The sequence below is a fragment of the Ruegeria sp. AF2 genome (assembly GCF_056542025.1).
Genome location: NZ_JBQFZC010000004.1, coordinates 1 through 12880 on the forward strand (window position 1 = coordinate 1; position 12880 = coordinate 12880).

12 protein-coding genes are annotated in these 12880 nt (G+C 57.3%); 7 read left to right on the forward strand and 5 right to left on the reverse strand.

Annotation, left to right across the window (positions count from 1 at the left end; translation table 11 throughout):
- Nucleotides 1–91 precede the first annotated feature (91 nt).
- Nucleotides 92–1924, reverse strand: a complete 1833-nt coding sequence (ilvD, locus tag ACR0NM_RS13255; RefSeq protein ID WP_170395133.1) for a dihydroxy-acid dehydratase — start codon at nucleotides 1922–1924, stop codon at nucleotides 92–94.
- Between the two features lie 104 nt (nucleotides 1925–2028).
- Between ilvD and ACR0NM_RS13260 the strand changes: the two genes are divergently transcribed.
- The 4 genes from ACR0NM_RS13260 to ACR0NM_RS13275 all read left to right on the forward strand — a co-directional run bounded on the left by ACR0NM_RS13260 (nucleotide 2029) and on the right by ACR0NM_RS13275 (nucleotide 5002).
- A complete protein-coding gene (locus ACR0NM_RS13260; protein WP_170395136.1) occupies nucleotides 2029–2586 on the forward strand; it encodes an XRE family transcriptional regulator in 558 nt (185 codons plus the stop codon).
- 14 nt (nucleotides 2587–2600) lie between these two features.
- Nucleotides 2601–2870, forward strand: a complete 270-nt coding sequence (locus ACR0NM_RS13265) for a CBU_0592 family membrane protein (protein ID WP_170395139.1) — start codon at nucleotides 2601–2603, stop codon at nucleotides 2868–2870.
- 93 nt (nucleotides 2871–2963) lie between these two features.
- Nucleotides 2964–3818 carry a 3-mercaptopyruvate sulfurtransferase gene (sseA, locus tag ACR0NM_RS13270; protein WP_480615135.1) on the forward strand — a complete coding sequence of 285 codons (855 nt, stop codon included), beginning with the start codon at nucleotides 2964–2966 and terminating at the stop codon, nucleotides 3816–3818.
- Nucleotides 3818–5002, forward strand: a complete 1185-nt coding sequence (locus ACR0NM_RS13275; protein WP_170664331.1) for an amino acid aminotransferase — start codon at nucleotides 3818–3820, stop codon at nucleotides 5000–5002. The genes sseA and ACR0NM_RS13275 overlap by 1 nt, the downstream gene beginning before the upstream one ends.
- Before the next feature lie 70 nt (nucleotides 5003–5072).
- Here ACR0NM_RS13275 and ACR0NM_RS13280 read toward each other — a convergent pair whose 3' ends face one another.
- Both ACR0NM_RS13280 and ACR0NM_RS13285 read right to left on the reverse strand, forming a co-directional pair.
- A complete protein-coding gene (locus ACR0NM_RS13280; protein ID WP_170395150.1) occupies nucleotides 5073–6395 on the reverse strand; it encodes an ammonium transporter in 1323 nt (440 codons plus the stop codon).
- Nucleotides 6396–6428: 33 nt separating this feature from the next.
- Nucleotides 6429–6767, reverse strand: coding sequence for a P-II family nitrogen regulator (locus ACR0NM_RS13285; RefSeq protein WP_039541190.1), 339 nt, complete (start codon nucleotides 6765–6767; stop codon nucleotides 6429–6431).
- Between the two features lie 257 nt (nucleotides 6768–7024).
- On the opposite strand from ACR0NM_RS13285, the gene ACR0NM_RS13290 reads away from it, so the two are divergent.
- Entirely contained in the window at nucleotides 7025–9211 is a 2187-nt protein-coding gene (locus ACR0NM_RS13290) for a transglycosylase domain-containing protein (RefSeq protein WP_480615137.1), read from the forward strand.
- Between the two features lie 57 nt (nucleotides 9212–9268).
- Here ACR0NM_RS13290 and leuB read toward each other — a convergent pair whose 3' ends face one another.
- Nucleotides 9269–10372: a 3-isopropylmalate dehydrogenase gene (leuB, locus tag ACR0NM_RS13295; RefSeq protein WP_170515495.1), complete on the reverse strand. Its 1104-nt coding sequence runs from the start codon at nucleotides 10370–10372 to the stop codon at nucleotides 9269–9271.
- Between the two features lie 91 nt (nucleotides 10373–10463).
- Between leuB and ACR0NM_RS13300 the strand changes: the two genes are divergently transcribed.
- A complete protein-coding gene (locus tag ACR0NM_RS13300; RefSeq protein WP_480615139.1) occupies nucleotides 10464–10991 on the forward strand; it encodes a redoxin domain-containing protein in 528 nt (175 codons plus the stop codon).
- Nucleotides 10992–10997: 6 nt separating this feature from the next.
- Here the strand turns inward: ACR0NM_RS13300 and ACR0NM_RS13305 are convergent, their stop codons facing one another.
- The gene (locus tag ACR0NM_RS13305; RefSeq protein WP_480615141.1) at nucleotides 10998–11891 is read right to left on the reverse strand and encodes a LysR family transcriptional regulator; all 894 of its coding nucleotides are present in this window, start codon (nucleotides 11889–11891) and stop codon (nucleotides 10998–11000) included.
- Nucleotides 11892–11974: 83 nt separating this feature from the next.
- Here ACR0NM_RS13305 and ACR0NM_RS13310 point away from each other — a divergent pair, with 83 nt between their 5' ends.
- Nucleotides 11975–12880, forward strand: a complete 906-nt coding sequence (locus tag ACR0NM_RS13310) for a sugar nucleotide-binding protein (protein ID WP_480615143.1) — start codon at nucleotides 11975–11977, stop codon at nucleotides 12878–12880.

Genomic DNA, 12880 nt, shown 5'->3' on the forward strand with positions numbered 1-12880 from the left:
AAAGCGCGGCGCCGGGCCCAAATTCCGAAAGTGGAATCGGCGCAGCCGATTCCATGTATCGGGTGCGGGAGTATTCGCTCACCCGCAGTGCTTAGACCTGACGGACGGCCCCTTTCGCGGCACTGGTCGTCAATTTGGCATAGGCTTTTAGCGCGGTGGACACTTTACGCTTACGTGGTGCAACGGGCTGCCAGCCCTTCTCGTCCTGCTCTTCGCGCCGCGCGGCCAGGTCTTCGTCGGAGACCGCCAGATGGATGCTGCGGTTGGGAATGTCGATTTCGATCGTGTCGCCGGTTTTCACCAAACCGATCTCACCACCTTCCGCTGCTTCGGGCGAGACGTGGCCGATTGACAGTCCCGAGGTACCACCCGAGAAACGACCGTCAGTCAGCAGCGCGCAGGCTTTGCCCAGTCCCTTGGATTTCAGATACGAAGTCGGATACAGCATTTCCTGCATTCCCGGCCCACCGCGCGGGCCTTCGTAGCGGATGACCACCACGTCGCCTTCCTTGACCTTGCCGGTCAGAATATCATTCACTGCCTGATCCTGGCTTTCGCAGACATAAGCTGAGCCTGTGAATTTCAGGATGTTCTCATCCACACCCGCAGTTTTCACGATACAGCCGTCGCGCGCAATGTTGCCGAACAATACCGCCAGACCGCCATCCTGGCTGAATGCGTGCTCTTTCGAACGGATCACGCCGCCTTCGCGATCAGTGTCCAACTCCTTGTAGCGGTTAGACTGGCTGAATGCTTGTGTAGTACGCACGCCGCCGGGCGCCGCTTTGAATAGGTCCTGAGCCTTCGGGTTGTTGGCGACTTTGATGTCCCAGTTGGCAATTGCTTCGCCCATGGTGCCCGAATGCACTGTATGGCAATCCTCATGCAGCAAGCCTGCACGGCTGAGTTCACCGAGGATCGAGAAGATGCCACCAGCGCGGTGGACGTCTTCCATGTGCACGTTTTCGATGTTGGGCGCGACTTTGCACAAACAGGGCACTTGGCGGCTCAGGCGGTCCATGTCGGACATGGTGAAATGCACTTCACCTTCGTGCGCGATGGCCAGCAAATGAAGCACCGTATTGGTCGATCCACCCATTGCGATATCCAAGCTCATGGCATTTTCGAACGCGTCGAACGTGGCGATTTCACGCGGCAGGAAGCCTTTCTCGTCCAGATCATAGTGGCGCTTGGTGATCTCGACGATGCGGCGACCAGCTTCCAAGAACAACTCTTTACGGTCGGCATGTGTGGCCAGGGTCGAGCCATTGCCCGGCAGCGCCAGACCCAGTGCCTCGGCCAGACAATTCATCGAGTTCGCGGTGAACATGCCCGAGCATGAACCACAGGTTGGACAGGCGTTTTCTTCAATGTGTTGCACCTGCTCATCGGTAAATCGATCATCCGCTGCGGCAACCATCGCGTCGACAAGGTCGATCTTCTTGGCGTCCAGATCGGCGATGTCGATCTTGCCCGCCTCCATAGGTCCACCCGAGACAAAGATCGCAGGGATGTTCAGACGCATGGCCGCCATCAACATGCCGGGCGTGATCTTGTCGCAGTTCGAGATACAGACCATAGCGTCCGCGCAGTGGGCGTTAACCATGTATTCAACAGAATCCGCAATCACCTCACGCGAGGGCAGCGAATACAGCATCCCGTCATGGCCCATGGCGATGCCATCATCGACCGCGATGGTGTTGAACTCTTTGGCGACACCGCCAGCGGCCTCAACCTCACGCGCAACCATCTGTCCCAGGTCCTTCAGGTGGACGTGACCGGGTACAAACTGGGTGAACGAGTTGACGATGGCGATGATCGGTTTGCCGAAATCGTCGTCTCCCATACCGGTGGCGCGCCACAGGCCGCGAGCACCGGCCATGTTGCGGCCATGGGTGGAGGTTCTGGATCGGTACATTGGCATGATGCTGTATCCCTATTGCCCAAACTGCGATATTGGGTGTGTACGTTATAGCGCACGTATCATATGTACGTTATAACGCACAAGGCAAATCGCAGGGCGCGGGTATGGAATCGGACGAACTAACGCTAAAACTAAGGGATGTGCGGGCGGCATCCGGGCTAAGCCTGTCAAAAGTCGCGGAACTCACCGGGGTCAGCAAAGCCATGCTGGGCCAGATCGAGCGTGGCGAATCAAGCCCGACCATTGCGACCCTGTGGAAGATCGCGAAGGGTTTCCAGCTCCCGCTGAGTGCTTTGATTGGTACTGCTGCAATGCGTGACACGACAGATGCCGATGTGTTCAGTACCGTGAGATTTCCAGGAAGCATCGAAGTCAAGATTGTCTTTCCCTTTGATCCCGCATTGGGGGCCGAAACATTTCATGTCGAGTTGTCACCCAATCAAAGCCACGAATCTCCGGCCCATGCAGCAGGCGTAACCGAAGAGGTTTTTGTTCTGAGCGGAGCTTTGGACGTGCTGCGAAATGGAAACTGGGTTCCGCTACAATCCGGTCAAGGGTTGCGATTTTCTGCGGATGTGCCGCATGGATACCGCGCTGGTGATCAGGGAGCTGCTTTTCTAAATATGCACCACTATTCGCAACCAGCGGAAGTTTCAGAATAGGAAAGCCCCATACAATGACCGCACTACTGGACAGTTTGACCGTCGTCGATGCCATCGGCTCATTCGGGGCTTTGATCGTTGTTGCGGCATATTTTGCGACCCAGATGCGAGTGATGAACTCGGAGGATCTGGCCTTTCCGCTGGTGAATCTTATCGGTTCGGTGCTGATCGTGTTCTCACTGCTGCAGAACTTCAATCTGGCGTCGATGCTGATCGAAGGCTTCTGGATCATCATCAGCGTTATTGGGATCATCCAGTATTATCGCCTGCGTCGATTGCGATAAATCCAGTGTGGTCGGGACGCTAGCGCTATCCAGCCTTGAACCTGCATCCAGCCAAGTATAGGGAAAACCCAAGCTCGCTTAGGGGAGGCATAGATGCAGGACGATCCAAAAACCCTCGTTTCTACCGAATGGCTTGCCGCACATCTCAAGGATCCGGATCTAAGGATTCTGGATGGGTCGTGGTACCTGCCGCAGCAAGCGCGAGACGCCAAGGCAGAGTATGACTCTGCCCACATCCCTGGTGCGCGGTTCTTTGATATTGATGAGATATCCGACCATCGTTCTGACCTGCCGCATATGGCACCTCCGGTCGAGAAGTTCATGTCGCGCCTGCGCGCGATGGGCGTTGGAGATGGCCATCAGGTCGTGGTCTATGACGGTGCGGGGCTGATGTCGGCGGCGCGGGTCTGGTGGTTGTTCCGTCTGATGGGACAGGACAATATTGCCGTTCTGGATGGTGGATTGCCCAAATGGCAGTCTGAAGGGCGCGAGATCGAAGACCTGCCCCCCATTATTCGCGACCGTCATATGACGGTGCGGGTTCAGAACCACCTTGTCCGCGATGTGACGCAAGTTTCATCAGCCGCGAAGCTTGCGGATCACGAGATCATCGATGCCCGCTCGGCGGCCCGTTTCGTCGGGACCGAAGCTGAACCGCGCGAGGGGTTGCGCTCGGGTCATATCCCAGGCTCGCGCAACGTGCCTTTTGGAATGCTGTTGAACAAGAATGGCACGATGAAGTCGCCCGAAGACTGCCGCGCGGTTTTCGAAGATGCCGGCGTCGACTTATCGAAACCCGCGATCACATCCTGTGGCTCTGGTGTGACTGCCGCAATTCTCAGCCTTGCATTGGAACGCATGGGCAAGAAAGACCACGCGCTTTATGACGGCTCCTGGGCTGAATGGGGTGCCTTCCCAACCCTGCCCGTCGCAACCGGAGAGAACTGATGTTCGAGAACCTTAAACCGCAGCCAGCAGACAAGATTCTGGCGTTGATGCAGATGTACCGCGACGACCCACGTGATCAGAAGATCGATCTGGGCGTTGGCGTCTACAAGAACGCCGAGGGGGTCACTCCGGTGATGCGCGCGGTGAAAGCAGCTGAAAAGCGTATTCTCGAAGAGCAGGAGAGCAAGGCTTATACCGGTCTGGCTGGTGATCCAGCCTTTGCGGACGCGATGATCGACTTGATCCTCGGAACTTCTGTCCCGCGTGGCAACATTGCAGCCGTAGCCACCCCCGGTGGTACCGGTGCCTGTCGTCAGGCGTTTGAGATGATCCGTATGGCCAACCCCACCGCGCGTGTTTTCGTGTCGAACCCCACATGGCCAAACCATTTGTCGATCCTGAACTATCTAGGGATCGAGACAGTCCAATACCGTTATTTCGACGGAGAATCTCGTGGCGTCGATTTCGACGGTATGATCGAGGACCTGAAAACTGCCAATGCAGGCGACGTGGTTCTTCTGCACGGCTGTTGCCACAACCCAACGGGTGCCAACTTAAATATGGTGCAATGGCAAGAGGTCGTGAACCTGATCAACGCGCGTGGCCTCGTCGCAATGATCGACATCGCCTATCAGGGCTTTGGCGACGGTCTGGAAGAAGATGCGCAGGCAACCCGTCTGGTAGCATCGTCAGTGAAGCGCTGCCTGATCGCGGCGTCTTGTTCGAAGAACTTCGGCGTCTACCGTGAACGCACCGGCCTGCTGATGGCGATCAGTGACGATCCGGCACAGACTGCACTGAACCAGTCTACGCTGGCATTTCTGAACCGCCAGAACTACTCATTCCCGCCTGATCACGGCGCGCGGGTGGTGACGACGATCCTGAATGACGATGCTCTGCGGGCAGATTGGGCGACCGAATTGGAAGATGTCCGCCTTTCCATGCTGGGCCTGCGTCAGCAACTGGCTGATGAGCTGCAGAGCCTTAGTGGATCGGATCGATTTGGATTTATCGCCCAGCATCGCGGCATGTTCTCGCGACTGGGGGCCGCGCCAGAACTGGTTGAAAAGCTGCGTGCCGATCACGGCATTTACATGGTCGGTGACAGCCGTCTGAACATCGCTGGTTTGAACGCCAATACTGTGCCCATTCTGGCGCAGGCGATTGTCGATGTCGGCGTCTGAGCGATATCTTTGAATGAAGGAAAACCCGGGCGCGAACGCCCGGGTTTTTTTGTTTTTACTTGGTTGGCTATTAGCCCTTGGAGAATTCCGGATACGCTTCCATACCCAGTTCAGCCATGTCGAGGCCGTTGATCTCGTCCTCTTCGCTAACACGGATACCTACGGTGGCCTTCAGGATCGACCAAAGGATAAGAGCAGCACCAAAGGTGAAGACACCATAAGCAATGATCCCGGTCAGCTGAGTGATCAGGCTGGCTTCGCCATAGAAGATCACGGCGATGGTGCCCCAGATGCCAGCGAACAGGTGGACCGGGATGGCGCCGACTACGTCGTCGATCTTGAACTTGTCCAGCATCGGAACCGCGAAGACCACGATGATACCGCCCACAGCACCGATCCACAGAGCGCCGAACAGGGTTGGGGCCAGCGGCTCAGCAGTGATCGACACCAGTCCCGCCAGCGCGCCGTTCAGCACCATGGTCAGGTCGGGCTTTTTGTACAGCAGCTGTGTCATGATAAGGGCGGCAACGGCTCCGGATGCAGCAGCCATGTTGGTGTTGGCAAAGATGCGCGATACGTCCGAGACATCTCCTACAGTGCCCATCGCCAGCTGCGAACCACCGTTGAAGCCGAACCAACCCAGCCACAGGATAAAGGTACCCAGAGTGGCCAGAGCCAGGTTCGAACCAGGCATCGGGTGCACTTTACCGTCCTTGTACTTACCGATACGCGGCCCAAGGATGAGAGCACCTGCCAGAGCCGCCCAGCCACCGACCGAGTGCACGATGGTCGAACCAGCGAAGTCCGAGAAGCCTGCTTCGGACAGCCAACCACCACCCCACTGCCACGAGCCCGAGATCGGGTACATGATGCCGGTTAGGACAACAACGAAGGCAAGAAAGGGCCACAATTTGATCCGTTCAGCCACCGCACCGGACACGATCGAGGCGGTCGCTGCGACAAAGACCAGTTGGAAGAAGAAATCCGAACCGATTGAGGCGTAGTCAAGCGCCGCAGCATCTGCACCGACACCCACTGGGTCAAGCACGGTGGTCGAGAAAAACGGGCCCAGCCAGCCAGAAATGGTCCAACCATCACCGGGGTACATCAGGTTGAAGCCGATCAGCCAGTACATGATCGCGGCGATCGAAAACAGTGCGATGTTTTTGGTCATCTGCATCGCGACGTTCTTGGACCGCACCAGCCCGCCTTCGAGCATGGCAAAGCCTGCAGCCATGAAGAACACCAGGAAACCGCCCATCAGGAACAGCAGCGTGGTGAATATATATTGGGTGTGTTGCGCGGGCTCTCCGGTAGCGGCCTCTTGCGCAAGACCCATCTGCGGCAGTGCGACGATCGCAGCGGCAGGGATGAGAGATTTCATCAGGTTCATTGTTAGTCCTCGAGTGATTGTGAGTAAGCGCGCTTAAAGCGCCTCTTCGTTGGTTTCCCCGGTCCGCACGCGCAGGGCTTGCTCGACATCGAGGACGAAAATCTTGCCGTCACCGATCTTGCCGGTCTTGGCGGTTGTGGTGATGGTTTCGACGATCTGGTCGGCCATGGTGGCGGGCACCACGATCTCAAGCTTGATCTTGGGAACGAAATTCACGGCGTATTCGGCACCGCGATAAATCTCGGTGTGACCCGATTGCGAGCCAAACCCTTTGATCTCAGTCACCATCATGCCGCGCACGCCTGCATTGGTCAGTGCTTCGCGCACCTCCTCAAGCTTGAACGGTTTGATTGTCGCAATGATCAGTTTCACGTCTTTCCCCTCTACTACTCCGGGCGGCCCGGCATTTTGCACCTGCAGAAAAATGCGCGACAGAGGTTCAGATGGAACGTTTTCGGAGGGTAAATGAGGGTAAAAAATCAGCAATTATGCACAATTTTTGCACAAAACACGCTATTTGGTGAAAATATAGGCAAACTTGTGAGGGGAAATACGGGTATTTCACACCTCTACATGGCCGTTCCGGCGGGGTATGGTGCCCCAAAAGCATAACCGGGCAGAGTTTGAGCATGACTGAGTCCAACCGTCGCAAATCGCGCCTTGTCGCGGATAAAAGGTACCCGTCCAAAGGCCGAAAGCCTGCGGCGACCAAGCGGGCAGCAAAACCTGCTGGTAAGAAGTCGACGGCCCGAAAAGCCGCTCCGCGCAAAACGGCGCGGAAGAAAACGCGGCGCAGTTCTGGTGGGAAGGGCGGTGGCATTTTCCGCCGGCTGTTCCGCTGGCTCTGGCGCATAATTTGGGGGATCACTTGGAGGGTCGGCGCAGTGGCGGGGTTGCTGTTGGCGCTGGCGGTGGGTGTTGTTTACACCTCATTGCCGGATGTCGATGCCCTGCTTGATGGGCGGGCACGTGGTTCGGTGACCTTGCTGGATCGCGACGGCAAGGTCTTTGCCTGGCGCGGCGATCAGTTTGGCGGCGTGATTACGGCGGATACAGTTTCGCCGCATCTCAAGAACGCCGTGATTGCAACCGAGGATAAACGGTTCTACCGCCATTTCGGCGTCAGCCCGCGCGGTGTCGCCAGCGCGGTACGCATCAACCTGAGTGAAGGACGTGGACCGCTGTCTGGTCACGGTGGTTCAACGATCACCCAGCAAACCGCGAAACTTCTATGCCTGGGTGTGCCTTATGAGCCCAGCGAATGGGAGTCTGAGGCTGCATATGAAGCCGATTGCCGTCAGGGTTCGCTTTGGCGCAAGGCGAAAGAGGCAGTTTATGCCATTGCGATGGAGGTCAAATACTCCAAGGATGAAATTCTGACGATCTATCTGAACCGCGCCTTCCTCGGTGCGGGAGCCCGCGGCTTCGAGGCCGCCAGCCAGCGGTATTTCGGTATTTCAGCAGCCGAAGTGTCTCCGGCCGAGGCAGCAATGCTGGCAGGTCTATTGGTGGCCCCGACACGCTATGCGCCTACGAACAACCTGCAACGTTCACAAGATCGAGCACGTTTGGTGGTTGGGCTGATGGAGGCTCAGGGCTATCTGAGCAGCGCGCAGGCCAGCGAGGCCCGCAGCCGTCCGGCGCAGTTGTCCGAGGCCGCTGCCGCGCGTGCTGGTGGTTACTTTGCCGATTGGGTGATGGCCAGCGGGCCTGAGTTTTTCACACGTAACACAACCGAGGACGTGGTGATCCGAACCACACTGGATCAGCGCATTCAAACGTCGGCAGAAGAGGCGCTTAAATTCATCTTCCAGGAGAAAGTGCGCGAAGGGTCCAAAGCGCAGGCCGCTATTGTGGTGATGTCAGCGGATGGCGCGGTTCGAGGTATGGTCGGTGGGCGCAAGACTCGTGTTTCGGGGGCGTTCAACCGGGCTACGCAGGCTCTGCGTCAAACGGGTTCGTCGTTCAAACCGTTTGTCTATGCGACGGCCTTGGAGTTGGGATATTCACCGCTGGACACGGTGATGGATGAACCAACGTGCTGGAACATCGCAGGTTCAGGTCAGTGGTGCCCGAAGAACTACACCAATAAGTTCTATGGCCGGGTGACATTAGCAGATGCGTTGAAGAATTCGTTGAATATTCCCGCAGTCAAAGTGGCGGATATCTCGGGGCTGGACAACGTGCGCACGGTTGCCAGTGGTTTCGGCCTTTCAAGTGATCTGGCCGAGGGACTCGCGCTGGCGCTCGGCGCATCGGAAAGCACGCTGATAGAGATGACGGGCGCTTACGCTGGTATCCTGAACGGCGGTTCAGCGGTGGAACCCTATGGTCTGACCGAGTTGAAGCTGCTTGGTGAGACCGATCCAGTTATGATCACGACAACCGGTATTGGTGAACGCGTCATCAACGACAAGGCCGCCAAACAACTGACCTGGATGATGGAGCGTGTGGTCTCTGAAGGTACAGGCGGACGGGCAAAGCTGCCGGGCTGGCAGGTGGCGGGCAAGACCGGCACGACCCAGGCCGCACGCGATGCGTGGTTTATCGGATTTACCGCGGACTACGTTACGGGCGTTTGGATGGGGTATGATGACAATACGCCGTTGTCAGGTGTCACAGGTGGAGGCTTGCCGGCGGAGATATGGAAAGAGACCATGCTGCGCGTGACAGAAGGGATGACGCCCACGCCGTTGCCCATGTTGGTGCCGGACCCACCGGTTAGAACCGCGCAGCCGCACCAACAGCGCCGTAAGAATCAAACCGGTTTGGACCGTGCGATCAACAACCTGCTGAACAACATCTTCGGAAACTGACCAACAAAAAAAGGCGGTGCGCTGGGCACCGCCTTTGATGTCTGAATAATCGTAAGATCAGACGCTTTCGTCTAGCGCTGCCAGAATTGCATCACCCATTTCGCTGGTCGAAACCGGCTCAACCCCTTCTTCGGCCAGCAGGTCAGCTGTGCGAACGCCGTCGGCCAGAACCTTCTCGATCGCGGTTTCCAGACGATCCGCTTCGTCGCCCTGGTCAAAGCTGTAGCGCAGTGCCATGGCGAAGCTGAGGATACACGCAATTGGGTTGGCCTTGCCTTGACCTGTAATGTCCGGGGCCGAGCCATGAACGGGTTCATACATGGCCTTAGGGCGGCCATTCGCCATCGGTGCGCCCAGCGAGGCAGACGGCAGCATGCCCAAAGATCCGGTCAGCATCGCTGCGCAATCGGATAGTACATCGCCAAAGAGGTTGTCGGTGACGATCACGTCAAACTGTTTGGGCGCGCGCACAAGCTGCATCGCGCCGTTGTCTGCATACATGTGTGACAGCTCGACCTCGGGATATTCCTGGCCGACGCGGGTCACGACTTCGCGCCAAAGAATACCCGATTCCATCACATTGGCTTTTTCCATCGAGCACAGTTTCTTGTTCCGGCGCATCGCCAGCTCGAATGCCGAACGTGCGGCGCGTTCGATCTCGGATTCAGTGTAGCGCTGGGTGTTGATGCCAACGCGTTCATTGCCTTCCTCGAAAATACCGCGCGGCTCACCGAAATAGACGCCCGAAGTCAGCTCGCGCACGATCATGATGTCGAGGCCAGCGACCACATCCTTCTTCAGCGACGAGAAATCCGCCAGCGCGTCGAAGCACTGAGCTGGGCGCAGGTTGGAGTACAGGTCCATTTCCTTGCGCAAACGCAACAGGCCACGTTCGGGCTTCAGGCTGAAGTCCAGATCGTCATACTTAGGGCCGCCAACCGCACCCAGAAGAACCGCATCAACCTCTTGTGCTTTGGCCATGGTTTCGTCCGACAGGGGCTTCCCGTGCGCGTCATAGGCAGCGCCGCCGACCAGATCCTCGCTCACGTCAAATTGAAGACCGCGATTGGCGCCGAACCAATCGATGATTTTGCGCACTTCGGCCATAACTTCCGGGCCAATTCCGTCTCCGGGCAGGATGAGGAGCGAGGGGTTGGACATCGACAGTCTCCTTGCGTTTTGTCGCACAGGCCCTAGCGTTTGCGGCGCATCGGGTCAATGAGACGAACCCATCAAATCACGAGGAAACCACATGCTGACACCCGGAAATCCGGCCCCATCGCTAAAAATCGAAACAGTAAGCCATGGCACCTTTGATCTTGAGCGCGACACTGGTGAAAACGGAACGCTGGTGATTCAGTATCGTGGTCTGCATTGCCCGATCTGCGTTCGCCAAATGGGTGAGGTCGAGGCTGCGCTGGATGAATTCGCCGAGCTGGGGATTGAGGTGATCATGATCACCACGGATACCGACGAACGTGCGGCCGAGACGGTTGAGAAGGCCGGAGTGTCGAAGCTGCGCGTAGGATACGGCCTGTCCATGGCCGACGCGCGGGATATCTGGGGTCTGAACATCTCGGTGGCTCGTGAAGGTAGCGCCGAGCCAGCGATGTTCGCTGAGCCGGGACATTTCTATATCAAACCTGATCAGACCCTCTATTACGTCTGGCAGCAGACAACGCCTTTTGCGCGACCGCCGATGTCGGACATCGTCGGCGGTTTGAAATTCACCTTGGCCAATAACTATCCTGCGCGCGGCACCTATACCGGCGCGCTGTAGGCGATTTTAAAGCCGGGCCTTCAACCTGTCGGCCAGCAGATCCCAGACTCTGCGAATGCGCGGGGTCTGTCGCATCGCCTGAGGGGCAGCCAGCCAGACCGGCAGCACCGGTATCTCGACATCAATATCTAGCACTTCGACCAGAGGATCGGACTGCGCGATGCTGAGTTGGCTGAAGCCCACCCCACACCCTGCGCGGATCAATTCCCAATAGGCAGTCTGGTTGTCGCATCGCGTGGCAAAGCTGTCCCGGCTGGCAGGCCAGCCCTTGTTCCGCATAGCGGTGATAATGTCTTCATTGGTGTCAAATCCCACAAGGTCGTGCTGCATCAGCTCTTTCGGCGTTGTTGGTCGCCCCGCACGATCCAGATAGCTTTGGGCGGCGCAGAAACACAGCGGAACCTCACCGATATGCTTTGCCACGATGTCGACCTGTTCGGGGCGATACATGCGCACGGCAATATCGGCTTCGCGGAACAGCAAGTTTTCGCTGGCATCCGAGGCGACCAGATCAAGCTGAATCGCCGGTTCTGCCTCACGGATTGCGGCAAGTATCGGCGGCAACAGGTGATGCGATACAAATACCGAAGCGGTGATCCTGACCGACCCTTCCAGCTGTTGCGCCTGACCCGCTGCCGTCAGCCCCAGGGCATTGACTGCGCTGTACATCTGCTGCGCCATTGGCAGCACTTGCTGCCCCACCTCGCTGAGCGTCAGTCCACGCGCGTGACGATCAAACAGCGAGACCCCCAATTCTTCTTCCAGCGCATGCACCTGACGTCCAAGCGTCGGCTGGCTGCGACCCAGTTGCTTTGCGGCTGCGGATAGTGAGCCGGTTTCGGCAACCGCCAGAAAGCTTTGAACTAAGGACCAGTCGGATAGTTGGAGTGTTTTAGCCATTCAAAAACGAATACATAATCTGCGATTTTTCGCAATTTCCAAAACATCGTGAATGAATAGATTGATCCGGAACGGAGGGATCAATGCCACAAACGGTACTTATTCTCGGGGCCACCGGTCGATTTGGACGCAACGCTGCAAGAGCCTTTTCGGATGCGGGATGGATTGTGCAAAAGTTTGATCGACGCAGGGAGGAATTGCGCACGGCGGTACGTGGAGTAGACGTCATCGTGAACGCCTGGAACCCGCTTTACCCCGACTGGGCGGAGCAGGTGCCAGAGTTGCATCGTCAGGTAATCGCCGCTGCATCAGAGCGTGACTTGACGGTCATTGTCCCGGGGAACGTTTATGTTTTCGGTGCGGATACGCCCGGCCCCTGGTCGACCAGGACACCGCATCTTGCGCGAAATCCGTTGGGACGCATTCGGATCGAGATGGAAGAGGCTTATCGTGCCTCGTCGGTTCGGACCATCATGTTGCGGGCAGGTGATTTCATAGACACCACGGCCTCTGGCAATTGGTTCGATCAGATTCTCATCAAACACTTGCGGCGCGGGCGCTTTGTGTATCCCGGCAATCCGGATATCGAGCATGCTTGGGCCTATCTGCCCGATTTAACTCGCGCTGCTGTGGAGTTGGCAGAAATGCGCAGCCTGCTACCGCGTTTCTGCGATGTCCCCTATGCTGGATACACCTTGACCGGCAATGAAATGGCATTGGCGCTTTCGCAGGTTGCGGGGCGTGAACTCACCCTTAAACAGATGGCATGGTGGCCTTTGCATCTGGCCCGCCCGTTCTGGCGTATGGCGCCTCATTTGCTTGAGATGAGGTATCTATGGAATACTTCTCACCGGCTGGACGCACGCCTCTTTGATGCTCTGCTCCCGGAATTTGCGCAGACCGACCTAAATGACGCGTTGAGGAACGCCGTGTCTGAACCTGTGCAATATGAATCCCGCCAGCGATTCGGCACAGTCATACGGTCATGA